Raw genomic sequence first — 25,673 nt, forward strand, 5'->3', positions numbered from 1 at the left:
TAGCGTATTTTTAGGCTGTAACAATATTCCCAACTTAGCTGAACTTACTCTTCAGCATTAAAAATAGGAAGTAAGTGCTGCCTATAATAGCGACCAACGTGCCAGCTGCGACCTGACTTGGATAAATAGCGATTTGTCCTAGCCAATCTGCCCACAACATTAGGGTTGCGCCAATTAAGGCACCGACACACAGTTGCTCTTTCACTTTTCTTGCTCCTAACATCATCGCCATATGGGGAGCGACCAAGCCAACAAAAGATATTGGACCAACTGTAGCGGTAGAAAAGGCGCATAACAAAGCAACGATGGTGAGCATAAGCGTATTGGCTACGGTAGGGTTAAGCCCTCGTGCATTTGAGAATTGTCGCCCGATGGAAATTAGTGTTAGCCAACGAGAAATCGAGAATACAGCGGCAAGCAGAACTATTATGGCCAAACATAACATCAGTGCGGTGTCGGCTGTGACTCGATAAATTGAACCAGTTAACCACAATAAAATTTTGTAACTGTCACCAGAACCTTGAGCTAGCGAAAATTGAACAAGAGCTTCTAGTAGTGCCGTTAGTGCGATGCCGGACAACACGAAGTTAGATGGATTAAAATGGCTTCGTTTACCGATAATCAGCAATAACATCAATACGGACATACTTCCGAAAAAAGCGATACCCCAGCTAAATGCGGAGAGAAGCGACCCAGCGATGACTCCTGTCGTAATAATGGCAAACGTGGCTCCGGAAGACACACCGAGAATATCGGGACTTGCCAGAGGGTTATAAACAATGCGTTGCAAAATGATTCCGGCAACGGATAGCGCAATACCGACAGAAAGTGCGGTTAACATTCGCGGCCAACGCAATTGCCATTGGAACTCACCTGGCACAGACCATTGAATTCCGTTTATACCATGGGTAACGAATGAGTAAGCTAGAATCCCAACCAGACTGAATAGCGCAATGCTGCATACCGCGCGTTTAGAAAGCGCCGTTTTTCCTTGGCTCATTGAAAGGTTAAGTTGATCGGTTGCCGTCAGCTTTTTACGAGTAAACCAAATTAAAGCGGGAGCGCCAATAGCTGCAGCCGCTACGCCGCTAGGAATGGTTTCCTCTAACCATAAGCTCAGCGAGATAGCGGCAGAGTCTGTGATGATTAGTAGCATTGCGCCCAAAAGCATGCTGCTGATCAATTCGTCGCGCGGTGTTCTTGCCCCCATCGCTCTGGCAATATTGGGTGTCAGTAATCCGATGAAGCTGATAATGCCAACTGCGGTGATTGAGGCAGATACCAGCCAAATACCCATCACCATTAACGCACCAAACGCGGGTAATACCGCTAAGCCTCGGGCTGCTGCGCCTTCTTGTCCTAGTTTCATTAAGGTCAGAATACGTGGTGCGACGATCAAAATTACGATTGCGATAGCGCAGCGAGGCAATAACCACTCAAACCAATCCCAGCTGTATTGAGAAAGGTCTCCGGCTCCCCACATAAAAATATTCTGTGCGAACTGGGCGTTTAAAATAATAATGGCTGTGGCGATAGAACCGAGCAAGATATTGATCACCATCCCCGAAACGACCAGCGGCAAACCTGTCATGTTACGCACACCGGCAATTGATACGATCAGGCCAAACGCCACTAAAGCCCCAACCATTGCGGCTAATGCAGAGTAATCGGCGACCCAATCGACGAACCAAATGTTTACCACGACTAATGCAAGCCAAGCACCAGAAGAGGTGCCAAGAGTCAACGGCGAGGTGAGGTTATTCTGCGTTAATTGCTGCATTAAGCTGCCGGTGAGACCAAGCATGGCACCAACAAGCAGGGTCATACTTAACCTAGGAAGCTGCGCTTGCGTAAAGAATACGTCACGAAACTCGGTTGCTACCTCTGGTTTTGTTAATAATTGCCATTGTTCGAAAAGTGATAAATTAGTATCAATTTGTAGGCTAAAGACGCTAAGTAACGTAATCAGCGCCAGATAACCAATATAATGTTTCGTTCTCATTGTTCTGGTGCCAACTCTATTAGACTGTCGGTAATCGCTTCAGCGGTGTATTGCAAAGACATGGCACCGCCATACGCCCACACTGCTCTGACTGAATTTACCCGCTGCTGTTTCACAAACGGCATCGCTTGCCAAAGTGGCGACTCTTTCAGTTTTCGTTCTTCTGGGAAAGGTTGTACGTAGAGAACGTAGCTGTTTTGAAGGCCCTGAAGCCGATTGATTCGATCTTGCTTTACTCCCCACGCTCGTGGGTCCTCTTTAATTGGAGCCTGTAATCCCAGTTTTCTAACCACGTAGTCAGTGGTGGAGTTTTCGGTTGCAAGTAATACAGTATTCGGAGTTGAAAATCGCATCACAAGAACGCTGAGTGGAGCAGAGTAATAGTGGCGAATTCGCTGGCGCATCTGCGCAAATGAAGCATCTAATTCTGCCAGTTTCTGTTCAGCAAGTGCCTCTTTATTGAATAGCTTGCTGAGCGTACGAAAGTGACGAATGGCCGTTTCAGCTGCGGCCTCATTTTCAGAAAAATTAGGTAAATAGATTACCGGAGCAATTTGTTTGAGTAACGGAATCAAGTCTTGCTGTGGAGATGCAGCAAGGATGACATCTGGTTTCAAACTGGCTATTTTTTCTAAGTTGGGTTCTGCTCGGGTTCCAATATCTTCAATTGACTCTGGTGCAGTTGGATTGACGACCCATTGGCGGTAGCCTGGTAAATTTGGGGCTGCGATTGGTTCTACGTTTAGCGCCAAAACTTGTTCTAAGATGTCCCAGTTTAAGGCTACAACGCGTTGAGGCGCTTGCTCAAAACTATGCTCGCCATATTCATCGGTAACGGTGATGACTGCATGTGCATTGGTCATAAAAAATGCGAGGAGAAAAGCAGATTGTGTAACCACAGTAAGTAAACGAGCTATTATGCGCATACAACAGCCACCTTTTGGCTCGCTAATGTGTTAGCCGGGCTTGGGTGTTCAATCAGCTTAATTGGTGACTCATATAGTTTAGAAAGGCGTGCCTCGTCTAACAACATGTCGGCGTTGCCTTCAAAGGCAATCTTACCTTTTTTGAGCGCAACAATGTGGGTGGCGTAGCGCAGTGCTAAGTTCAGATCGTGCAGGATCACGATAATGCCTACATTCTCGGTTCGATTCAGTTCTGCCAGCAGCGCCATTAGTTGAAACTGATGGTGAACATCGAGCGCCGAGGTTGGCTCATCGAGAATTAAAATTGGCGATTGTTGAGCCAGTAGCATAGACACCCAAGCACGTTGGCGCTCGCCGCCCGATAAGTCATCCGCCAAAGCTTGAGCAAAAGGTGTAACCCCTGTTCGTTCCATAGCCTGCGTGATGATCTGTTTGTCTTCAGCTTTCCAACGACCAAGTGCCCCACGCCACGGAAAGCGACCTAAGCGCACTAGCTCTTCTACCGTTAAACCAGCCGAAGAGGGCAGCTTTTGTGGCAAATAGGCGATCTGTTTTGCCAACTCTTTGGTTTTGAGTGATGAAAGGGAAGTATCGTTTAGTGTTACCGTGCCTTTATCTGGTGGCATTTGACCAGAAAGCAGGTTCACCAGTGTCGACTTACCTGAACCGTTATGGCCTAAAACGACCGTTAGCTCATTTGTTGGGATGTTAAGTTGTTCGATGCCGAGGATCTGACGTCCACCTCGCACGATCTCAATATTAGACAGTTGAAACATGGATGGCTCTTAGGAGAAAACTCCCCTCAATAGAGGGGAGTAGAAGTACAATTACCAGCGGTAGTTTGCGTTTAGCATAACAGAGCGAGACTGGCCGTAGTAACACCAGTAATCGCAACCTGAAACAAACTCTTTATCTAGGATGTTGTTCACGTTTAGCTGTGCTTGCCACTGTGAAGTGATGTCGTAAGTGACTGACGCATCCCAAAGAGTGACAGAAGGAACCGTTAGGTTCGAGCTCTTAGGGTTATCTTTTGACTCACCTACGTAGCGCACACCAGTACCGATATTGAGGCCTGGAATCAGGCTGTAGGCGCTGTAGTCTACCCATGCAGACGCTTGATGCTCAGGAATAAGTGCGGCTTGTTTTTTACCTTGGCCAAAGCTCTCATCTGTTTTCGCTTTAGTGTAGGTGTAGCTTGCCATCAGTTTTAGATCGTCGGTTAGCTGCGCCGTGCTTTCTAGCTCAATACCTTGAGATGTCACTTCACCTGTTTGTGTCGCAATCCATGTTGATGGGTTAGTGACCAACGCGTTCTTTTGCGTGATGTCGAACCATGCAAGGTTGATAAAGCCATCCATAAAGCTTGGCTCATACTTTACACCCACTTCTACTTGCTCGCCTTCCAGCGGTTTGTAAAGTTCATTGGTTGCCGCATCAATAGTGCTGATCACTTCAAACGACTGAGAGTAGTTTGCGTAAGGTGACAGGCCATTGTTTGCAAGGTACATCACACCCGCACTTAGAGAGAGCTGACCATCATCACGAGATTCACTTTGATCAACGGTAGCGCCCTTGCCAGAGTTTTCTGTTTTCACCCAGTCGTAACGAGCACCTATGTTACCAATCCACTGTTCATGCAGTTTCAATTGGTATTGTGAATAGAGACTTGCTTGAGATTTCTCAATCTCACGTTTCACGTTGTTGGCAGGATCAAGAGGGGTGAAGTTGCCGTAAACTGGGTTCCACGGGTTGATAGTGCCAAATGCATAGTTGTCTTGCTCGTCGCCATCGGTTTTGTGGAATTGCAGATCCATACCGATAAGCACTGTGTGCTCTGCGTTGTCTGTCATCCAGTTGCCGACAGCATTGTTATCGAACGTGATGCTCTGGTTTTTTCCGTCACGGAATACGATGCCTTGCGTTAACTCTTCTTTCGCTGGATCGTTGTTTGAGAACGCGTAAGAGCTGCGCAAGTACAACTCATTCGAACCGTAGTTGAGGTTTTGCGAGAGTGACCACGTGTCATTGATGTCGTGCTCTAGTAAGTAACCTAGAGAAAACTGCGTGCGTTCGTATTTATCGTAGTTTGGCTGACCAAGGTTAGTCGAAGGATCGATTTTGCCAAAGTTAGAACCAATCAGAGTACCTGCTGCCGGGAAGAATGGGTTAGTTGGTACACCGTCATCATGAAGGTAAGTTGCCAAAACGGTCAGCATTGTACGGTCAGAAATGTCGAACTCGACACTTGGCGCTAGGTAGAAACGCTCGTTATTTGTGCCGTCCAGTTCACCATCTTGGCTTGTCATCAAGCCAACCAAACGATAGCGCACAGTGCCTGCGTCGTTTGCTTCGTCAGCAATGTCAAAACCTACGGATTGGTGTTGGTTGTTGCCAACTTCGACTTTTACTTCGCCTTGAGGCGTAAACGTTGGTTTTTTCTGAACAGCATTCACGATACCGCCTGGTGCCGATTCACCAAACAGAATAGCCGATGGACCTTTAACGACTTCTACACTTTCTAGGCCGTAAGGTTCGACCAACCATGTGTAGTAACCATCGCGGAATAGGCGGTTGCCGTTTAGGTAAGTCGCTGCATCAAATCCACGAACTTTGAACCAATCAGTGTCGTTGTCTGCGCCATAAGGCTGAGCGGTTACACCAGACGTGTAGCGTAATGCTTCATCTAGCTTTTTCGGTGCACGAACACGAAGTTCATCTTCAGAAATGATAGATACGCTGCGCGGCGTTTCTGCTGCCGGGGTTTCTACTTTAAGTGCTTGCGCGGTGACCGTTATGGTCTCCATGGCAATCACGTCATCTTGTACGACGTCTTCTTGAGCTTGTGCTGTGAATGCAACCACTGCTGTAGGTGCTAAAGCACAAACCAACGCGTTGCGGATAGCGATGGTCAGTGAGTTATTCTTTTGCATAAATCTATTCCCGATAATTATGATTAACGCTAAGCTTAATTGTAATTATTATCATTTGAGCTTTTGTTTCGGTATTTTACTGACTTTTGTATCAAAAGATAGTAAAACGTTCGCAAATTCATTCGCGGTACCTAAAGTCATTGTTATGTTCAATTGGTTTGAAAAGCTGACCCAACCCTTTCCCCAGATGGAAACCGAAAAGCCACCGAAGACGCTATTTGGCTTTTGTCGTTTTTACACTCGTGGCTTTGAAGCCCCTTTACTCGTTATGGCTGTGTTCAGTGCGCTTATTGCCATTACTGAGGTGACGCTGTTGCGTTATATGGGCGAGCTCGTCGATATTCTCTCTAATCAAGATCGCGCAACATTCTGGCAAGACCAGGGTGATCGCATGCTAATGATGCTGTTCTTAGTGGCGGTTGTGATGCCAGCTCTCGGTTTTGTCCACTCAATGGTGATGCACCAAACGTTATTGGGTAACTACCCGATGTCTATCCGTTGGTTGATTCACCGTTACTTGCTAAAACAAGCGGTTGGATTTTTCCAGCGTGACTTTGCAGGCCGAGTTGCGACCAAAGTGATGCAAAGTGCGTTAGCGGTACGAGAAACGGTCATGAAGCTGGTGGATGTACTGGTTTATATCAGCGTTTATTTTCTTTCGATGCTCTGGATGATGGGCGAAGCCGATGGTTTGCTAATGTTGCCTATTGTGATTTGGATAGGAATGTACGCGGTTATCCAGTTCTACTTTATCCCTAAAATGAAACAAGTAGCGACGGAGCAAGCGGATGCTCGTTCTGTAATGACTGGGCGCATTGTCGATTCTTACACCAACATATCTACCGTAAAGCTATTCGCGCACTCGCAAAGAGAGTTGGAATACGCAGAAAGCAGCATGAAGCAATTTTTGGTGACGGTTTACCGCCAAATGCGCATGGTGACTTGTTTACTGTTTAGTGTGGATGCCATCAACTATTTGCTGCTGATGTCTATTAGTGCCATTTCGGTTTATCTATGGCTAGATCACGCTGTAACAATTGGTGCTATTGCGATTGCCATCAGTATTGCATTGCGCGTACAAGGTATGTCGAAGTGGATCATGTGGGAAGTTAGCGCGCTGTTTGAAAACATTGGCACGGTAGTGGACGGCATCAATACGATTTCAAACGATGTTGAAGTGAAAGACGTACCAAATGCTAAGCCTTTGCAAATCTCTCAAGGTGAGATCTGCTTTGATCACGTAGGTTTTAACTACAGTGATGAGAAGGCAGTATTTGAGAACTTGAATCTGACTATCAAACCGGGCGAAAAAGTCGGCATTGTCGGTCGTTCTGGGGCAGGTAAATCCACGTTGGTTAACCTGTTGCTGCGTTTTTACGATGTGAATACGGGTAAGATTTGTATTGATGGGCAGGACATTTCTCAAGTCGAACAAGAGTCGCTTCGCCAACACATCGGTATGATCACGCAAGACACCTCTTTGCTGCATCGTTCAATTAAAGAGAACATTCTTTACGGTGATCCAGATGCTTCAATGGATGCCGTTATCGCAGCTGCTGAGAAAGCACATGCTCATGATTTCATTCAATCTCTACGAGACGAGCAAGGTAACGTTGGCTATGACGTTGAAGTGGGTGAACGCGGTGTGAAGCTGTCTGGTGGTCAGCGTCAACGTGTGGCGATTGCTCGCGTTCTGCTGAAAAACGCGCCAATTTTGATCATGGATGAAGCAACGTCTGCACTTGATTCAGAAGTAGAATCGGCAATTCAAGAAAACCTTGAAGTTCTGATGGAAGGAAAAACAGTGATTGCGATTGCTCACCGTTTATCAACGATTGCCGCGATGGATCGTTTGATTGTAATGGATGACGGCAAAATCATTGAGCAAGGCTCGCATTACGAGCTGCTGCAATTGGGTGGTGTTTACGCTCAGTTGTGGAAGCATCAAACCGGCGGATTTTTGTCTGAGCAAGGTGATGCTCAACTGCAAGTCATCTAATATGACGCTACACGAAAGAGGAGCAAATGCTCCTCTTTTTTGTGTCTGTCGTTTATACCGAGTAAGTAGGCGTTAATGGGCAACGTTAACTTGTGATTATTCATTGAGTTAGGCCAACTTAATGATGATTATGTTTATAACTCACTGTCGTTACTGAATTTTTTACGCTTTTTTTACGCGAACTCCGAATGGGCTTTTGCTAAAGTTTTCTACATCGAATTTTGGTTGATGTATTTTATGTTTGTTCAATGGCGAGATAACACCTTTCTCTTTTCTACTACCGTGATTGTTGGCGCGGTTGTCGTCTCATGGTTGTTAGACCAACTGTTTGGCTCTACAGCCGCAGTCCTGCTGATTTTACAGTTAGCGGTCGTGGTAGTGGCGTTTCAATGCAACTCGCGATTCGCTTATGCGGCGGCGGTGATCGAAGCGTTGAGCTTCAACTTCTTTTTCACGACGCCTCGTTACTCTTTGCAGATGTTTCGTCCGGAAGACATTTTTAATTTAGTCGTGTTTATGGTGGTGGCATTTATCACCAGCACCTTTGCGGATCTTTATCGTCGCCAGCAGGGCGAGTTAAAACAAACCAAGCTGCAAAACAGCATCCTGCTATCGGTGTCCCATGACTTACGCACGCCGCTGGCAACCATTATTGGAACATTGACCACACTCAACGAGTACATGCCCAAGCTCAATGACTTAGAGCGTAAAGAATTGCTCGACAGTGCGACTTCAGAAAGCCATCGCTTGCATCAATATATCGAGAACCTCTTACAGGCGACTAAGCTCCAGCACGGCACATTAAAAATTACCAAAAAAGATGAGTTGATTGCAGATATTGTTCGGGATGCGGTTTCTCGTTTGCCAAATTACACCGAGAAAGTGTCCATGAATATGGATGATTCCGTTGATTATTTGTCAGTAAGTCGTTCGCTCATCGAACAAGCGATTTTTAATGTGTTGGATAATGCCATGCGATTTTCACCAGAGAATGAATCTGTTGAGGTTTCACTTTCTAAGCAGGGTTCGTCGTGCGTGATTGATGTTCGGGACATGGGGATTGGCATTAAAGCTGAAGATGCGGAAAAAATATTCAGCCTTTTCTATTCCGGCACGAACAACAAATCGGCCGATTCAGGCACCGGAATGGGACTCGCGGTTGCCAAAGGCATCATCACCGCACACCAAGGATATATTCAATCTATGCCAGTATCAGAAGGGACGCTGATCCGCATTCGACTTCCACTCAATCAAGGAGCAGAGCAGGCGTGAGTTACAAAGTTTTAGTCGTGGACGATGAGCCTCTCATTCATACCTTTATTCGAATTTCGCTGTCTGCTGAAGGGTTTGATTACATTGGCGCGAGTACCATTTCAGAAGCCAAAGCGTGTTTCGAAGCGCATTCGCCGCACGTCATTCTGCTAGATTTAGGCTTGCCCGACGGCGATGGGAAGGAGTTTCTCACTAAGCTTCGTCAGACCTATAAAACGCCAGTGCTAGTGCTGACAGCTCGCGATCAAGAAGAGGAAAAAATCCGCCTTTTAGAAGCGGGCGCGAATGATTACTTGAGCAAGCCTTTTGGCGTAAAAGAGCTCATCGCGCGCATCAAAGTGCTGGTTCGAGATTTGGTGGATGAGCAAACCGTCGCTGATGAGCTGGTGGCTGGCCGAGTCAAAATCATCAAAAGCACTCACCAATTTTGGTTGGATCAGAGGGAAATTCCACTCACCAAGAAAGAGTTTTCTTTCATTGAACAATTGATTCTCAAGCCGGGAAAACTCATTGAGCAAACTCATTTGCTAGCGGTGATTTGGGGAAAAAGTCATGTCGAAGATACTCACTACTTACGCGTGCTAGTGAGTCAACTACGCAAAAAACTGAACGATAGTGCTGACGAACAGCGGCTATTAAAAACCGAGCCGGGGCTGGGTTATCGTTTAGTGCTAGAGGCGTCCAAGCACCACTAAATTCCAAATTTAATCAACGTTAATGCCAAGGTTTAGTGCTGGTTATCGGCACTCGAACAGGATTCGTGTTGCCTATTTTCCGTGACGGAAAATCAGTCTAACCCTTAACGCATTAGCATTTTCTATACATAAAACACAGTTAGGTATTGATATGGCTCACTTTACAGTAATTGGTCTAGGGCGATTTGGCGTTGCCGCCAGCTTAGAACTTATTCATCTTGGACACACCGTAACGGGGATGGATAGCGACCCGAAAATCGTCGAAAAATACGTCGAAGAGTTAACGCAAGCGGTCATATGTGACGCAACAGACGAAGGTGCACTCAGAGAGTTAGCGTTAGCGAACAGTGATGTGGTGTTGGTGGCGATTGGCGAAGACATGCAAGCCAGTTTGTTGTGTACGCTGGCGCTGAAAAATCTGGGTGTGAAATTTATTTGGGTCAAAGCGAGCACCAAAGCGCACCATACCATCGTGTCTAAGCTTGGTGTACAACGCATTATTCATCCGGAAGAGGAGATGGGCGTAAGAGTCGCGCAGGCACTCAACTATCCGATGGTGAACAACTATTTAGAAATGGGGCATGGCTTGTATGTGGTGGAAATCCACGTTAAATCCAATCTGCACGATACGCCGCTTTCTAAGTTGATCAGCCGAGGCAGTTACAACATTCAGCCAATCTTGGTGAAGCGCGAAGAAGCCGTCTACACCAATATCAATGATGAGTTTGTGCTTAATGAGTTCGACACGCTGTTGCTTTGCGGTAGTCGCGCTGAGCTGAAATACGTCGCTCCAAGGTTGGTGTAACATGGTTTTGTGGCATCCCTCTATTATCCCAATCGAGCGAAAACCCAAAGCGGGCAAAAAATTGTTGGGCGCACCGCCATTAATACTTAGCCTCAGCTTTGCGTGCTTGATCATGCTCGGCACGGTCTTACTCAAACTGCCGATTGCCACCACAGAGCCCATCACTTGGATTCAAAGCCTGTTTACAGCAACATCGGCCATTACGGTGACGGGATTAGTTGTGGTAGACACGGGCACGGCGTTTACGCCTTTTGGGCAAGTGGTTATTGCTTTCCTGATTCAATGTGGTGGCCTAGGTTTGATGACGTTTGCTATCGTGACCTTGCTGGCTCTGGGCGGAAAAATTGGCTTTTTGGAGCGAGCAGTCGCGAGAGAGGCGTTCAACCAGACTGATTCATCGACACTCATTGCCACTGCTAAATCTGTATTGATGTTCGCTCTGCTCGTTGAACTTATTGGTTTCACTATTTTGAGCGTTTATTGGAGTGAAGAGCTGGGCTGGGAAACCAGTTTGTTCCATGGTTTCTTCTACACCATCAGTGCGTTTAACAATGCAGGTTTTGCGTTGAGTGCCGATAGCTTAATGCCTTACGTGGACGACCCGGTCGTTAACTTCACCATTACCAGTTTGTTCATTATTGGTGGTTTAGGCTTCTCGGTTTGGATTGACTTAAAACGCAATCGCCGTTGGCATCGACTCACCGTTTACAGTCGAATGATGATCTTAGGCACGATGATCATTAACGTGGTGGCACTTATCGCGATTTATCTGATTGAATATGACAACCCCAACACGCTTGCCCCGTTGAGCGAAGCAGGGAAATGGTGGGCATCGTGGTTTCAAGCGGTGACGCCAAGAACGGCAGGGTTCAACACTTTAGCTATCGATCAGTTGGAAGATGCCACAACGGCGATCATTCTGGTGTTGATGTTTATCGGCGGTGGATCATTGAGTACGGCAAGTGGCATTAAAGTTGTGACATTTATAGTGTTAGTCTTGGCGACTTACAGCTATTTGCGTCGCGATGAAGCAACCTATGCCTTTCAACGCGAGATTCCCAAAGAGACCATCAGCAAGGCATTGGCGCTGACTCTGATCTCGGTGGGGGTGACTTGGTTTGCCATATTCACGCTGTTACTGACAGAGAAAGCGTCTATGTTAGACATTATGTTCGAAGCGGTCTCGGCACTGGGTACGGTTGGGTTATCGCGAGGCTTAACGGGCAGTTTGTCCGAACCGGGTGAGTTAGTGATCATCTTCATGATGTTTATGGGACGATTAGGGCCTCTTACATTAGCGTACTTCTTAGCCAGTCCAAGAAAGAAAAAAGCGCGTTACGCGAGTACTAAACTGGCAATAGGGTAAATGGGCTAACTCGTACAAAGTGAGCAAAAGGCTAGACAAAAGAGGAGTAACTGCTCCTCTTTTTGTGCTCGTTGTAGCCACGAAACTGTATACGGCAGTCTCTCTCACAACAATTTATGATTCATCTCTATTTTTTATCATTTATAAATTGTCGTTTTTGAGGTGTTGTCCAGAATGGCATTATCCACGTGCAACATAAGATTGCCGGGAATAAAAATAATTACAATACTGCCTTACTGGAAGATACATGAAAATCAAACCCCTCCCACCTTTAAATAGCCTCGTTGCGTTTGAAGCGTCGGCGCGGCACTTGAGTTTTACGTTAGCCGCTGACGAGCTAAACGTGACCCAAGGTGCTATCAGTCGCCAAATTAGACAATTAGAAGAATACTTAGGCAAGGCTATGTTCACGCGAGCCAATCGAAGCATTAATTTAACGCCTACAGGTCTTCAATATTATCAAGCTGTCAGCCAATCTTTGCTCGATATTGCTCAAATAACTGGTGAAGTGAAGAAGTGGCAGGGCGAACAAAAGATCACGGTTGCGACGACAAATGCAATGGCAGCCTTGTGGTTGTTGCCTAAGGTTGCTCAATTTCAAAATGAACATGATGACATCGATATAAGAATATTGGCCTCAGATAATGTGTTGGACTTACGCCGATTAGATTGCGATCTCGCCTTGTTTTATTGTCGCACTCCACCTGCGGAAATGGATGTGACAACGCTGTTTTCAGAAGAAGTATTCCCTGTGTGTAGCCCGCTTTATTTAGAGAAAATCGGCCAGCCTAGTAAGCCAGAAGAAATCTTCAATAAAACGTTACTCTATCTGGAAGAGTCTCAAAGAGATTGGGTGAATTGGGAGCAGTGGTTTGCGAGTGTAGGATTGCCAAATATTTCGCCTCGTAATCGCATGAACATCAATAACTATCCAATGCTGTTACAAGCGGCAATTAATGGTCAGGGAATCGCGTTAGCCTGGGGGTCATTAGTGGACGACTATTTACAAAGCGGTGCTTTAGTTAGGCCAGTCGAACACGTGCTTTCAACACCTTCCAATTTCTCTATGCTTGAACCTAAAAATAGAGGTTTAATCCCAGCAAGCGTCAAGCGTTTTAGAGAGTGGCTTTTGCAACAGTTGCCAGATGAGGTGGGTGATCGAGGTTTAGCCTAAATCAATAAGCAGAGAAAATAACAGAGTTTGGTCATGTTAAAAAGCGGGAGTACCAGTTCCCGCTTTGTTTTAATTGATTGATGAAACGACGCACTAACTTAGTACTGGTCCCTGATTGAGTGTGGAATCATCTTTTAGTGAGGATGTTGAAGCGATAGGCTCGGAAACCACTGTTTTGCTTTCAACAAGCGGTTCAACAGGACCATCAAGTTTCTCTTGCTCTGGGTGAACGTGCTCTGGAAGCATTGCCCATGGCTTAGGTTCGCGTCGAATACTATGAAACAGCGTTAAGCTCATCACTGCGATAAAAATGGCGATAGGGAAACCGGCAATAATGGAGGCCGTTTGCATTGCTTTTAACCCTCCTGCGTATAGAAGTACTCCCGCAATGGCTGCGATCATGATCCCCCACAATACGCGTATAGAGGTAGGAGGCTCACTGTGCCCAGCGGCATCGAGGGTACATAGAACCAAGGTACCCGAGTCTGCGGAGGTAATGAAATAAGTACCGAGTAATAGACACGCAAGCACGCTAAGTAGTTTACCAAACATACCTGTATCTAGATTGTCGAATAGCGTAAACAAAGCGCGTGTCGTATCGGCTTTAGTCGCTTCAAGAATAGGGCCGCCAGAAAAATCCGCAGGTGGTGTTTGTTTGGTTTCTTGTGCCGCAGTGACTTGCTCTTGATGAGCAACACGAGCGTCTTGCTCTACCTTCAACGCTGCACCACCAAATACTGAAATCCATAAGAATGTGATCAGCGTGGGTACGATGAGAGCACCGCCGATAAGCTCACGTATTGTGCGTCCTTTAGAGATACGAGCTACAAACATGCCAACGAAAGGCGCCCAAGTCATCCACCAAGGCCAGTAATAAGCCGTCCACCAGTTTTGCCAGCCAGAGTCATTCTGTGCATCGCTCCATAAGCTCATACCGACAATGTTTTGTGCATAAAGCCCCGTGCTTTCAAGTAGCGTATTTAAGATATAGCGAGTTGGGCCAATATAAAGTACGACCAGCACGAGTGCGAGTGAAAGCAGCATGTTCCATTCTGATAAACGGCGAATACCTTTCCCTACACCAGATAGCACCGACGCAACCGCACAAGTACAAAGGGAAACGATAATAAAGAGTTGAATCCCCAAACTAATGTCTAGACCAAAGGCTTGATTCAAACCAGAGTTTATTTGGATAACTCCCATCCCCAAGGTTTGAGAGATACCGAAAGCAGTCACCGCGACTGTTAGGATATCAACCGTGTGTCCGATAGGCCCATAAATACGATCACCAATCAAAGGGTACAAGATAGAGCGTAGGGTAAAAGGCAGATCTTTACGGTAGGAAAAGTAAGCTAATGCGAGTGCCACAATGATAAAGACAGACCAAGGATGTAGACCCCAGTGAAAGAATGTCAGTTTCATTGATGTTGTTGCGGCTTCATTGGTCAGGCCTTGAGTAAATGGGTTGTCAGCGTAATGCCACATCGGTTCGGCGACCGACCAGAAAATTAAGCCTATCCCCATGCCTCCGGAAAAAAGCATGGATACCCAAGACAAATAACTAAACTCTGGTTTTTCGTCATCTTTACTCAAACGAATATGCCCATATCGACTAACCATAAGGTAAAGAAGAAAACCGACAACGAGTGAAACAAGTCCGATGTAAAACCACTTCATATTCTGCAGCAAAATGCCGGAAATCGTTTCGAAGTATTGGCCCGCTTGGTTGGCGAGAATGGCGCAGAAAAGTACAAAACCGATAACGACGATCTTTGATGCGATAGTCACAGTCGGATTGAGTCCTTTCAATATCCCAGATGTTGCTCTCATAGGCATCCCTCACAGTGCGTTTGTTTTAGCGTTATTGTTTGTTGCGTTATTGTTAATTTTTGAAAGAGAGTAGAGAGAGGGCTTTTGTGTTTCAACTGATTAATACTCATCGGTTAATGAGTATTAATCATGACAAGAAGATCATTGTTAATTAAAAGGTTATTTTTTTGTTCGAGATCAATGCATGAATGACAAAAACTCATCCAAGCCCGGCGAAAAAGTCGTTTGTTTGTTGCCGGGTTGTTAATCAAAATCATCTCCACTAACACAACACGATGTTGTACGCACTGGATGCAACTCGACTCTCGGAGATATGAATATGAGCAATGTCAACCAAACCATTATTCCTGTTGAACTTGTTGATAATGTACTGAACCCAATCAGTGAAGCAACAGGAATGCCGAATCAGGCCTACACCAGCGAAGAGTATTTTACTTTTGAGCGTGATCAGGTGTTTGGTAACACTTGGGTATGTATTGGTTTTGCATCAGACCTGCTTAAAAATGGTTATGTGATGCCACTTGATTTCATGAATCTTCCACTACTCATGATGAGAAATCGCCAAGGTGAAGTCCAAGTTTTCCACAACGTATGTAGTCATCGTGGTATGAAGCTGGTTCATGAGGCAGGCGAAGTTCAAGGCATGATTCGCTGTCCTTATCATTCATGGACGTACGATCTTGACGGCAATCTAAAAGGCACACCACACATTGGTGGTATCGCAAAACACAAAGATGATCGATTTAAGTGTGAAAAACATGGCCTTAAGCCACTTCGTTCAGCCGTTTGGATGGACATGGTATTCGTCAACTTATCGGGCAATGCAGAAAGCTTTGAAGAGCATATCGCGCCGCTAGAGCAACGTTGGCAGCAGTTCTTAGGTGAAGATGGGTTAGGTCTTCTTCGCCGCGTGAACATGGGTGGCAACTTAGAGATCGAAGTAAAAAGTAACTGGAAGCTTGCCGTAGAAAACTACTGTGAGGCTTACCACTTACCTTGGGTGCACCCGAGTTTGAACAGTTATTCTCGCCTAGAGGATCACTACAACATCATGTTTGCAGAGCGCTTTGCTGGTCAAGGTAGTCTCGCGTACAACCTTTCTGATACAGCAGGAACACACTTACCTAAATTTCCAAGCTGGCCAGAAGATAAACTGCGTCATGCAGAATATGTTGCACTCTTTCCAAACGTGTTGCTTGGTATTCAAGTCGATCATGCCTTTGCAATGATGATTGAACCAATCACTGCGAATAAAAGTGTTGAGCACCTACGTGTTTTCTATGTGGGTGATGAAGCAACGAAAGATGAGTTCGCGGCGTGCCGTACTGCTACCGTTGAGTCATGGCGAGTCGTATTCGGCGAAGATATTGGAGCGGTCGAAGGTATGCAGGAAGGTCGTTACTCACCTGGCTTTGGTGGTGGTGTGTTCTCACCAGAAATGGATGTTCCGACGCATTTCTTTCAAACCTGGTTGGCAAAGCAAGTGAAAGCGGCACTGGAGCAGTAATATGATGCATTACCTTAATTATATTGATGGTGAGTGGTGCGATTCAGAGCAAGCGCTGACCGTCATGAACCCTGGCACAGCCGAAGCGTATGCGACGATTGCAGAAGCCACTATCATCGATGCCGATCGCGCAATGGCAGCGGCACGCCGAGTGGTCAATCAAGGCCTTCTTTCGGACGTTCGTCCAGCCGTCAGAACCGAGTGGATGTTAAAAGCCGCCGCAGCTATTCGTGAAATGGTTGATGAAGGTGGGTTAGTTGCCTGTCGTGAAAATGGGAAATCTTTGCAAGATGCCAAAGATGAGTTTTTAGAGTCGGCACGTTACTTTGAATACTACGCAGGCATGGCCGACAAGCTGGAAGGCACGTCAATTCCGTTGGGTAAAGACTATGTCGACTTCACTCAATATGTGCCGTTTGGCGTGTCGGTGCAGATTGTGCCGTGGAATTTCCCTGTCTCTATTTGTGCACGCTCATTGGCACCTGCATTAGCCGCAGGTAACGCAGTGGTGATCAAATCGCCAGAGATTTCCCCACTTGCCATGACTCTGTTGATTCAAGCGATTGAAAAAGCGGGCTTCCCGAAAGGTACGATTAACCTTCTATGCGGTAAAGGCTCAGTCGTTGGCAGTCATTTGGTGCAGCACCAAGAGGTCGATCAAATTGTCTTTACGGGTTCCGTTCCAACCGGCCAACACATCCTGCAAGATTCAGCGCAACGCGCTACTCCATCGGTGATGGAGCTGGGTGGTAAATCGGCTGCTATCGCGCTGAAAGATGCGAACCTCGAAACACTTTTGAAAAGCGTTCAGGTCGGTATTTTCTTTAACGCTGGTCAAGTGTGTTCGGCAATGTCTCGTTTGCTGATTCAAAAAGAGCGTTATGAAGAAGTAAAAGCGGCAGTAGTGGAAATGGCAAAAAGCCTAACCATTGGCCAAGGCGAAAGCCAGCCGGACATCACACCGTTGGTATCGGCTGATCAACAAGCACGCGTGCTTGAAATGATAGAACAAGCAAAAGCCGACGGCGCGAATATCCTAACGGGTGGATACGCCCCTGATTTGTCGGGTTACTTTGTGGCACCGACGGTGATTGAAGCCTCACCAGATATGCGTATTGCTCAAGAAGAAGTGTTTGGTCCTGTACTGGTAATTACACCGTTTGAAACCGAGCAAGAGGCCGTTGAAATCGCGAATGGCACCGATTTTGGCCTAGTTGCTGGTGTCTTTGGTGAAAGCCTAAACCAAACATTGCGTGTGGCGCAGCAACTGCGTGGTGGGCAAGTGTTCATCAATGAATGGTTTGCTGGTGGTATCGAAACACCATTTGGTGGCGTGGGCTTGTCCGGTTTTGGGCGAGAAAAAGGACAAGAAGCGATTTATAGCTATGTCCAGACACGCAATATTGCCATTCGTTTGCAGCAAGACAGCAACGTATAGGTACCGTGTAACTGTATTTTCATCACCTCGTACCGGCTTGGATTTCAGACCACAAGCTAGGGCGAGGTTGATGGAATCACAACAAATCTGACAACGGTTTGTAAACACGGAAATTCTGAACAAGGTAGTTGGAGTATAAGTGATGAGAAAGTGGCTCTGTATTATTTGCGGCTTAATCTATGATGAAGCACAAGGTTGGCCATCCGATGGCATTGCACCAGGAACAGCATGGGAAGATGTACCGGATGACTGGTTATGTCCTGACTGTTTAGTGGGTAAGGCCGATTTTGAAATGATCGAAATCACCGACGATGCGCCACTAGAAGAGGTTGCAGCTGTGTCTTCGGTGTCGGTAGAAGCGTCTGTTCAGCCAAATACGGCTCAGCCTCTTCCATCTGAAGTTACTCAACCTGTATTCTCAAATGACCCTATCGTTATCATCGGTAGTGGCCACAGTGGTTACCAGTTGGCGGCGGCACTTAGAGCACAATCCGAGACGGTTGCTATCACCATCTTTACCGCTGATGATGGCGCTTTGTACAGCAAACCAGCATTGTCTAATGCATTAGTCATGAATAAAGACGGCGACGCGCTGCAAAGTGAGAGCGCGTTGGAGTGGGAAAGCCGTCTCAATATCCGAGTTTACCCGCATACCCGTGTTGAACAGATCGATCGTGCCAATTCAACGCTACATACCTCCATCGGTAAATACGCCTACAGCCGCTTGGTACTGGCAACAGGTGCATCACCGATTGAAATCCCAATTGAGGGCGATCGCTCTTGGGTTATGAGTGTGAACGACTTAGTTGACTACCGCCGTTTCAGATCGGAGCTGCAAGACAAAAAGCGCATCGCGATCCTAGGTGATGGCTTAATTGGCTGTGAGTTCGCGAATGACCTGATCGAAAGCGGTTATGAAGTGACAGTTATCGGGTTGGGTCAATGGCCAATGGAGCGTTTGATCCCGCAACAGTTGGGTGAATCATTACAAAGCGCACTTGCCGATCGAGGCGTGCAATGGGCTCTACAAGACAGTATCACCAGAATCGAGCCAAGGTCCGCATCCAGTGCGGTTTTACATCTAAACAGTGGCAAGAAGATTGAAGCAGATCTAGTGCTGAGCGCGGTTGGACTCAAGCCAAATGTTTCTCTGGCTGAGCAAGCAGGGCTCGAAGTGGGCCGCGGCATTAAAGTGAATCAATTCGGCCAGACGAGTGATGAGAATATTTACTCGCTAGGTGATTGTGTTGAAACTGAGCAAGGTTGGCAGCCCTATATTGCACCGATTAATCAAATGATCCCTTCTGTAGCGAAAAGCTTGCTAGGCGATGTCGCCCCTATCTCGTTAACACCAACTCCAGTGATTGTAAAAACGCCGATTCTTCCACTCACGATTTTCACGGTAGCCGCTGAAGAACAGGGACAATGGTACATCGAGACCCAAGCAGATGAATTGACCGCTGCGTTTTATTCACCAGAAGGAGCAATGCTCGGTTTTGCGTTGCTAGGAAGAAAAGTACAGTCATTACGCGGCCCTTGGCTAGATCAATTGTCATTGAAACTGTCAGCAGCGTAGCGGAGAAAGAAGATGATTCATTTACCCAATGATGACGTGACGTGTGGTTGGTACCATGCGTTGCCAAGTATTCCAGAAAAATCGGCGTTAAAAGGTAAACAAAGTGCTGACTATGCCGTGTTAGGTGCCGGTTTCGTAGGCCTAGCTATGGCAAGACGTTTAGCTGAACTTATGCCTAATGCACGAATTATACTGATTGATGCGCAACGTATCGGCCAAGGGGCTTCAGGAAGAAATTCGGGCTTTGTTATCGATTTGCCTCATAAGTTTTCACTTGAGCATCCCGACCCTGAGCACAAGCAAAAGTTATTATCACTCAACCGTTCTGCGATTGCTCAGCTAAACACTTTAGTGTCGAAGCACAGTATTTCTTGTCAGTGGTCAGCAAAGGGCAAATATCAAGGAGCCGTAGGGGCGCGCGGTGAAGCATATCTCGATCACTTTGAGCACCTAATGAAAGACCTTGGCGAACCATACTTCCATGTTAATGGCAGTGAGCTTGCGAAAGTCTTAGGGACAAATTACTACAGCCGCGCAATTTACACGCCAGGTGGTTATTTAATGCAACCTGCTGCTCTGGTGCGTGGGCTAGGGGAAAGCCTTCCAGAGAACGTCGAGGTGTTAGAGAACTCGCCAATCCGCAAGCTCAGTAAAGAAAACGGTTGCTGGGTATTACATGGAGATAGTGGCTCTGTTGAAACCCCTGAACTGTTGCTTGGGACCAGCATTTTTACTCGGGAGTTTGGTTATCTTAAAAACAGACTACTTCCAGTGATGACGTTTGCAAGCTGGACGCGTCCATTGACCGACGCAGAAATGCAACGATACGGAGGTGAGCTGAATTGGGGGTTAACTCCAGCTGATCATGCGGGAACGACGTTACGTATGACCGCCGATCGACGTATTTTGATCCGCAATACTTACAAACACGTGCCGAAATATGGCTCAAGCATGAACGATAAAGTCAGAGAACAAATTCGCGACGATCATCGTCAGGTCTTTCTGGCGCGTTATCCCGATCTGGCCGACGTACCATTTACTCACACATGGGGTGGGGTGTATGCCATCTCTCGTAACTTTACTAACTTTTTCGGTCAATTAGATGAAGGTGTTTATGCCAGCGCTTGTGACAATGGTGTTGGTGCTGCGTGGGGAACCATTTCTGGAACACTGTTAGCTGACTATGTCGTTGGTGCGACATCTAAATCATTGGATGACATACAGCAAGTGACAGGAATGCCTTGTTTGAATCCGCCAGAGCCTTTTTTAGGTTTGGGAGTAAAAACGCGTATCCAATTAGCAAAATGGCAAAGCCGGAGTGAATTATGAAGCAAGTCAAACTTGTTGATAGTAAAAGTCTAGATTTCAATGTTCGTGGTGATACGCCGGGAATGGCGTATGTTGCCAGGGCGTTAAGCCCAGAAATTTCACCAAACATTGGCGTAGGCTTTGCTAAATGGGAAGGCGCTAAAGTGGCTTGGACAGTGCTTTATGATGAAGTTATTTTCGTGATTGAAGGCTGTTTCGAGCTGACCGCAAATGGTGAAACACATTTTGTGCACCCAGGTCAGATGCTGTGGATACCGGAAGGAACTGAATTGGTTTATGGTGGGCATGCTCTGTTCGGCTATGTGGTTCAACCAGGAAACTGGAAAGAGTTACATGGTATTGAATGACTTTTATCATTTAGTAGTGTTTCGGAAAGGCAAAACAAAAATCCGATTTTTACCCATGAGTTTTCGTAAAAGAACTTAATCTCAATGGAGCAAGGGTTTCTTACTTGCTATGTTTCTTGGTCACGTTTCCAGACGTGTTAGACCTTTCTCAATTGCTATTTTATCTATCAAAAAGGGAAGCCTTGGCTTCCCTATAATGAGTCTTCTTTTGGCTTGGCTAAATCTTTTATTTTAGCTCAAATTTACCCTGCATGATTGCCCAGTGACCTGGGAACGAACAGAAGAATGAATAGTCACCGCCGGCTTTCATTTTCTCAGTACTGAACGTAATGCTGGTGCTTTCACCGCCACCAATTACTTTTGTGTGAGCGTAGACGCGATCATCATTTGGTTTTACGTAGTTATTTTCTGCTCCAGCTGCCATGCCATCAGTACCGACTGCTTGTAGGTTGGCAGTGTCAGAGATGACCACGTTGTGACCCATCGATTGCGCTGGCATCTTACCTGTGTGATTCAGCGTCAGTTTTACCTCTTTACAAGTGGCTGGTACGCTCAATGTTTTAGTAGAAAACTGCATCATATCGTTAGCATCTAATGACACTTCACACTCGGCACTAGCTTGGGCACCAAAGCTCATTCCTACTAATGCGAAGGTTGTTGCTAATAAACGTAAAGACATATAACACTCTCCATTTTGTATTTTAGGCTGACTTGGATTGATCTTATCCAATAGTTCTCATTATCAGCCAATTTTCACTCCAAAAACGTGCTTCAATCGGTATATTGACGTTTTGTTGCAAGCTTGTACTGGTCAGTTCCGCTATTTGATCACTCAAATGCCTTATTTCATGCGATTGCGTGAGTTAAATCAAAAGTCGTGATTAGCCAGAGTTAAGGTGAAATTAATCTCGCTAAACGGGTGGAAGAATCGTTTGGTTTTAAGGTATTGGAGAGGTTTCGAGAAAGAAGCTCAGCTAAATTGCTGAGCTTCTATAGAACAGACGACAAGTAAACCTAGCGAGTTTGTTTTAACGCATGCAACACATCATGCAGTGAAGGTGCGACAGTATGGCCTAATTGCTTTATTTCGTCACAAGGCTCAACCAAATCAGGGATTTGATAAGTGATCATGTTCGCTGCTACAGCAGCACGCACGCCATTATTTGAATCTTCAAAGGCGAGACATTTGGTTGGATCTACGCTTAGACGACTTGCTGCAAGCAGGTAGATCTCTGGATCAGGTTTGCCGTGTGACACTTCACAGCCCGTCGTTAAGTTGTCGAAATACTTGCTTAGGCCCGCTAACTCCAACTTCTTCTGTGCCACTTCTTTTGCTGTAGAAGTGGCGACTGCAATTGGCAACCCTTGGCTTTTCAACCACTCAAGCAGCTCAATCACCCCTTCTTTTACTGGTATCGCTTGGTGCTTAACCACAGCGTCGTAACGGTCGCGCCACTCTTCGTGTAAGCGGTCAAGATCATCCCCATAAGCTTTACGAAAAATCACTTCAATGCCCGCTGCATTGCGACCAATGATTGAAAGGTAAACATCTTTATAGAAGGGTAGGTTCTGGGCTTCACATGCTTCTTGGAAAATATGCATACAGACGCGCTCAGTATCAAGGAGCAAACCATCCATATCAAAAATAGCAGCTTGGTAGTTCATTACATTAAGACTTTTTGGTTGGGATGGCGCATTTTGACACAAGCAGATCGGTTTTTCTTCTAAAAATTAGAACTTGATTTTGATCCTATGAGTTCACATTGCCTCTGAACACACTATACACAGAGTCTATAAATTAGGTGTGAAATATAATATTTTTAAAATTATAAAAATTCAGTTAAATAGATAAAACTCTATCTTAATATAAGCTAGATTTTTATTAATATTCTATTGTTATTTTAACTATTGGATAATTTATTAATAGTTAAAATTAATAATAAAATAATACCAAGTCACGATTGTTTACGACTGCATGAGTGTACCAGCTCTTGACTTCAGATATTTGTTGCTCTGATAAGCCTCCGAAGTCAACGTTATCTTGGTGAATATCTTGATTTTTTATCATAAAAACAACAGGGAAATCGTCAGGGAATGGGAATTTTATAGGATAATCGGTATTAGTGAATGGAATATCGCAGAAATCGTTTACATCGCAAGGATACCAAGAGTTATTGGATAAGTAATAACCAGTTATCTTACATATAGCTTCAAGCAAGTAAGCATAGGCGTAACCTAAGTGACTGTATTTTATCTCTTCAGACAACATTTGCATAAGAAGCTCTTCAGCTCGGATGCTTTCGCCACTACTTTCCAGCATTTCATTAATCACTTTAAAGGAGTCTTGACACCTTTCCATGATGGCTTTTTCTAGCTCTGGATTACGCTCATTCTTTAGTACGTTAAAAACCTTTTCAGTATCTAATGAATATACTGTCGCCCCATATCCCATATTTTATTCTCCTCACTTTTATACAGTTAAATTCATTTAAGTGTTTTTTATCGAAGGGATTATATTTTGATGTTTTTTGAAGGTAAAGTGTATATATAGAGGTTGTATTTATTATGATGAACTTTGAAAGTTTAAATTCTTAAAATAAATACTATATATTTAATTTTATTAGATCTAGCTCATAAAAACACCTTAATTATTATTGTGTTTATTGTTAAGGGTTATTAAATCTGTGAGGTGGTTCAAGACAATAAAATTTAGAAGAAAATACCGTCAAACTTAGGTGGCTATTCTATCTGAGCACTCAGCCCACTACTTATGGTGGGCTGAGTGCGCGGTTGGGCATCAGGCACATTATTTGGCGATGAATATGCCATATTAGGTGATATTCGTTAGTGTCTATTTTATCCCCAGCCGTTTTGCTAATCGGTGCAAATTGCCGTTATCTAATTCAAGCTGACGTGCCGTTGCTGCCCAGTTACCTTGGTTCTCTTCCAGAACTCGAACAATCATCGCTTTTTGGAAGGCGTCTGTGGCTGGCTTTAATCCGCCTTCTGGTAGCTCAAGCCGAGATTTTTGTTCCGTTTTTTCAACGTTCTTGATGTTCTGATTCGGCGTTCGAATATCAAAATCTTGCTCAACTAACTCAATGTCCATGGCGTGGGTACGCGCTTTTGCCAAAACACCAGCACGTTTAATGACATGTTCAAGCTCTCGCACGTTGCCTGGCCATGAATAGTCTTTGAGTGCCTGCACCAAAGTGGGAGACAAACGAATGCTATTCAAGCCCAATTTGCTTCTTAAGCGTTCGGCAAAAAAGCCTGCGAGTAACACCACATCGTCTTCACGTTCACGAAGAGGTGGAACATGAAGCGGGAAGACGCTTAAACGATGATACAAGTCGGCTCGGAAGCGCCCAGCAGTCACTTCTTCATGCAATATACGGTTAGTGGCGGCGACAATGCGTGTGTTGACTCGAATATGGCGGTCATCACCCACACGTTGAATGTCGCCGTATTGTAGGGCTCGAAGTAACTTAGCTTGCAGTTCTAACGACAGTTCGCCGACTTCATCCAAAAACAGTGTGCCGCCATCGGCTTGTTCGAACTTACCTTTACGATTGCTGATCGCGCCTGTGAATGCGCCTTTGATATGGCCGAACAACTCGCTTTCCGCGACTGATTCTGGCAGCGCCGCACAGTTGAGGTAAACCAAAGTATTGTTCGAGCGGCTAGAGCGATGGTGAATAGCGCTGGCAACTAACTCTTTACCCACGCCCGTTTCTCCCATCACTAGCACAGACAATTCAGTATCGGCGACTGCATCAATCTGCTCTTGAAGATTTTTCATGCCTTGAGAATGACCAATGATTTCATTGCTTAAGGTGCGTTTCTCAGCGTAAGAGTCACGTGGCAAGCTCGCTTGTGTTTCTAATTGCTCTAGTAGGAGTGCAGTGTGCAAGCCTCCTGCTGCCAATGCGCTGACAAAACGTAACTCTTGGTTGCGTAGCCCATCAAACTGGTTGGGGTCGAAGGCATCGATCGTTATTGCGCCAATCAATTGATCGTCGATCAGCAAAGGTAAGCCAATACACGAATGGACATGGAGTTTGTCTTCGTGGTTTGGGATCAAGCCATCATAAGGATCAGGTAAGTCGCTGTCAGAGGGAAAGCGCACGATGTCGCCAGCTCGGGCAATGGCTTCTAATCTTGGATGCTGCTCAATGGAGAAACGGCGTCCAAGCACTTCTTTCGCCAATCCATTGATCGCTAGAGGTTTAAAGTGCTGGTCTTCATACAAAAGCAGGGCAGAAGAGTCACACTTCAATACTTCTCGAATCGTGGTTAATAACGTATCAAAGCGAGCCTGTTGAGTGAGCGCCGAGTTAAGGTCTTGCGTGATGTGTAGCCATTGCGCGATTAAAGAAGTCATAGCCAATACCGATTGTGTCAATATGACTATTGTAGTGTCTTAATGACAATTTTCAACTGTGTCTAAATGACAGTTGTTAAAGTTGGGTTTGAA

Annotated in this window: 20 protein-coding genes and 1 pseudogene; 12 read left to right on the forward strand and 9 right to left on the reverse strand. The window is 45.6% G+C overall.

The window, feature by feature from the left end:
* Positions 1–34: 34 nt before the first annotated feature.
* From fhuB to R8O70_RS01440, 4 genes are read right to left on the reverse strand one after another with little or no spacing between them, the layout of a single operon-like run.
* A complete protein-coding gene (fhuB, locus tag R8O70_RS01425; RefSeq protein ID WP_047103935.1) occupies positions 35–2,002 on the reverse strand; it encodes a Fe(3+)-hydroxamate ABC transporter permease FhuB in 1,968 nt (655 codons plus the stop codon).
* Positions 1,999–2,928, reverse strand: a complete 930-nt coding sequence (locus tag R8O70_RS01430; protein WP_054574938.1) for an iron-siderophore ABC transporter substrate-binding protein — start codon at positions 2,926–2,928, stop codon at positions 1,999–2,001. Before R8O70_RS01430 ends, fhuB begins: the two co-directional genes overlap by 4 nt.
* Positions 2,919–3,704, reverse strand: coding sequence for an ABC transporter ATP-binding protein (locus R8O70_RS01435; protein ID WP_017635311.1), 786 nt, complete (start codon positions 3,702–3,704; stop codon positions 2,919–2,921). Before R8O70_RS01435 ends, R8O70_RS01430 begins: the two co-directional genes overlap by 10 nt.
* Before the next feature lie 51 nt (positions 3,705–3,755).
* On the reverse strand, positions 3,756–5,858 hold the full coding sequence (locus R8O70_RS01440; RefSeq protein ID WP_025768541.1) for a TonB-dependent siderophore receptor: 2,103 nt from the start codon (positions 5,856–5,858) through the stop codon (positions 3,756–3,758).
* A gap of 145 nt (positions 5,859–6,003) precedes the next feature.
* Here R8O70_RS01440 and R8O70_RS01445 point away from each other — a divergent pair, with 145 nt between their 5' ends.
* The 6 genes from R8O70_RS01445 (at position 6,004) to R8O70_RS01470 (ending at position 13,169) form a co-directional block, all read left to right on the forward strand.
* Positions 6,004–7,857: an ABC transporter ATP-binding protein gene (locus tag R8O70_RS01445; RefSeq protein ID WP_033906862.1), complete on the forward strand. Its 1,854-nt coding sequence runs from the start codon at positions 6,004–6,006 to the stop codon at positions 7,855–7,857.
* A 237-nt stretch (positions 7,858–8,094) separates the two neighbouring features.
* Positions 8,095–9,129, forward strand: a complete 1,035-nt coding sequence (locus R8O70_RS01450) for a DUF4118 domain-containing protein (RefSeq protein WP_171342591.1) — start codon at positions 8,095–8,097, stop codon at positions 9,127–9,129.
* Positions 9,126–9,824, forward strand: a complete 699-nt coding sequence (locus R8O70_RS01455; protein ID WP_258645422.1) for a response regulator transcription factor — start codon at positions 9,126–9,128, stop codon at positions 9,822–9,824. The genes R8O70_RS01450 and R8O70_RS01455 overlap by 4 nt, the downstream gene beginning before the upstream one ends.
* A gap of 151 nt (positions 9,825–9,975) precedes the next feature.
* Complete coding sequence (locus tag R8O70_RS01460) at positions 9,976–10,629, forward strand: potassium channel family protein (protein WP_258645425.1); 654 nt, start codon at positions 9,976–9,978, stop codon at positions 10,627–10,629.
* 1 nt (position 10,630) lies between these two features.
* A complete protein-coding gene (locus tag R8O70_RS01465; protein ID WP_025768536.1) occupies positions 10,631–11,995 on the forward strand; it encodes a TrkH family potassium uptake protein in 1,365 nt (454 codons plus the stop codon).
* Between the two features lie 247 nt (positions 11,996–12,242).
* Positions 12,243–13,169, forward strand: coding sequence for a LysR substrate-binding domain-containing protein (locus R8O70_RS01470; protein ID WP_115386780.1), 927 nt, complete (start codon positions 12,243–12,245; stop codon positions 13,167–13,169).
* Positions 13,170–13,262: 93 nt separating this feature from the next.
* Here R8O70_RS01470 and R8O70_RS01475 read toward each other — a convergent pair whose 3' ends face one another.
* The gene (locus R8O70_RS01475) at positions 13,263–14,999 is read right to left on the reverse strand and encodes a BCCT family transporter (RefSeq protein WP_151515359.1); all 1,737 of its coding nucleotides are present in this window, start codon (positions 14,997–14,999) and stop codon (positions 13,263–13,265) included.
* Positions 15,000–15,318: 319 nt separating this feature from the next.
* Between R8O70_RS01475 and R8O70_RS01480 the strand changes: the two genes are divergently transcribed.
* From R8O70_RS01480 to R8O70_RS01505, 6 genes and pseudogenes are all read left to right on the forward strand, one after another.
* Positions 15,319–16,506: an aromatic ring-hydroxylating oxygenase subunit alpha gene (locus R8O70_RS01480; protein WP_258645427.1), complete on the forward strand. Its 1,188-nt coding sequence runs from the start codon at positions 15,319–15,321 to the stop codon at positions 16,504–16,506.
* Between the two features lies 1 nt (position 16,507).
* Positions 16,508–17,944 (forward strand): aldehyde dehydrogenase family protein, encoded by a 1,437-nt coding sequence (locus R8O70_RS01485; protein ID WP_258645430.1) that lies wholly within the window; start codon positions 16,508–16,510, stop codon positions 17,942–17,944.
* 142 nt (positions 17,945–18,086) lie between these two features.
* Positions 18,087–18,248, forward strand: a pseudogene (locus R8O70_RS01490) (rubredoxin); the annotation flags it as partial.
* A complete protein-coding gene (locus R8O70_RS01495) occupies positions 18,237–19,520 on the forward strand; it encodes an NAD(P)/FAD-dependent oxidoreductase (RefSeq protein ID WP_258645436.1) in 1,284 nt (427 codons plus the stop codon). The pseudogene R8O70_RS01490 and the gene R8O70_RS01495, both read left to right, overlap by 12 nt.
* 12 nt (positions 19,521–19,532) lie before the next feature.
* Positions 19,533–20,849, forward strand: a complete 1,317-nt coding sequence (locus R8O70_RS01500) for an NAD(P)/FAD-dependent oxidoreductase (RefSeq protein WP_258645433.1) — start codon at positions 19,533–19,535, stop codon at positions 20,847–20,849.
* Complete coding sequence (locus R8O70_RS01505; protein ID WP_213912069.1) at positions 20,846–21,196, forward strand: ethanolamine utilization protein EutQ; 351 nt, start codon at positions 20,846–20,848, stop codon at positions 21,194–21,196. Before R8O70_RS01500 ends, R8O70_RS01505 begins: the two co-directional genes overlap by 4 nt.
* 226 nt (positions 21,197–21,422) lie before the next feature.
* Here R8O70_RS01505 and azu read toward each other — a convergent pair whose 3' ends face one another.
* The 4 genes from azu to norR all read right to left on the reverse strand — a co-directional run bounded on the left by azu (position 21,423) and on the right by norR (position 25,580).
* On the reverse strand, positions 21,423–21,875 hold the full coding sequence (gene azu / locus R8O70_RS01510; RefSeq protein ID WP_005375211.1) for an azurin: 453 nt from the start codon (positions 21,873–21,875) through the stop codon (positions 21,423–21,425).
* Positions 21,876–22,210: 335 nt separating this feature from the next.
* On the reverse strand, positions 22,211–22,861 hold the full coding sequence (locus R8O70_RS01515; protein WP_258624756.1) for an HAD family hydrolase: 651 nt from the start codon (positions 22,859–22,861) through the stop codon (positions 22,211–22,213).
* 268 nt (positions 22,862–23,129) lie between these two features.
* The gene (locus R8O70_RS01520; RefSeq protein ID WP_005375218.1) at positions 23,130–23,648 is read right to left on the reverse strand and encodes a hypothetical protein; all 519 of its coding nucleotides are present in this window, start codon (positions 23,646–23,648) and stop codon (positions 23,130–23,132) included.
* Between the two features lie 399 nt (positions 23,649–24,047).
* Positions 24,048–25,580, reverse strand: coding sequence for a nitric oxide reductase transcriptional regulator NorR (gene norR, locus R8O70_RS01525; protein WP_258624758.1), 1,533 nt, complete (start codon positions 25,578–25,580; stop codon positions 24,048–24,050).
* Positions 25,581–25,673 lie beyond the last annotated feature (93 nt).

It is taken from the genome of Vibrio sp. 779(2023), assembly GCF_033344285.1.
GTDB lineage: Bacteria > Pseudomonadota > Gammaproteobacteria > Enterobacterales > Vibrionaceae > Vibrio > Vibrio alginolyticus.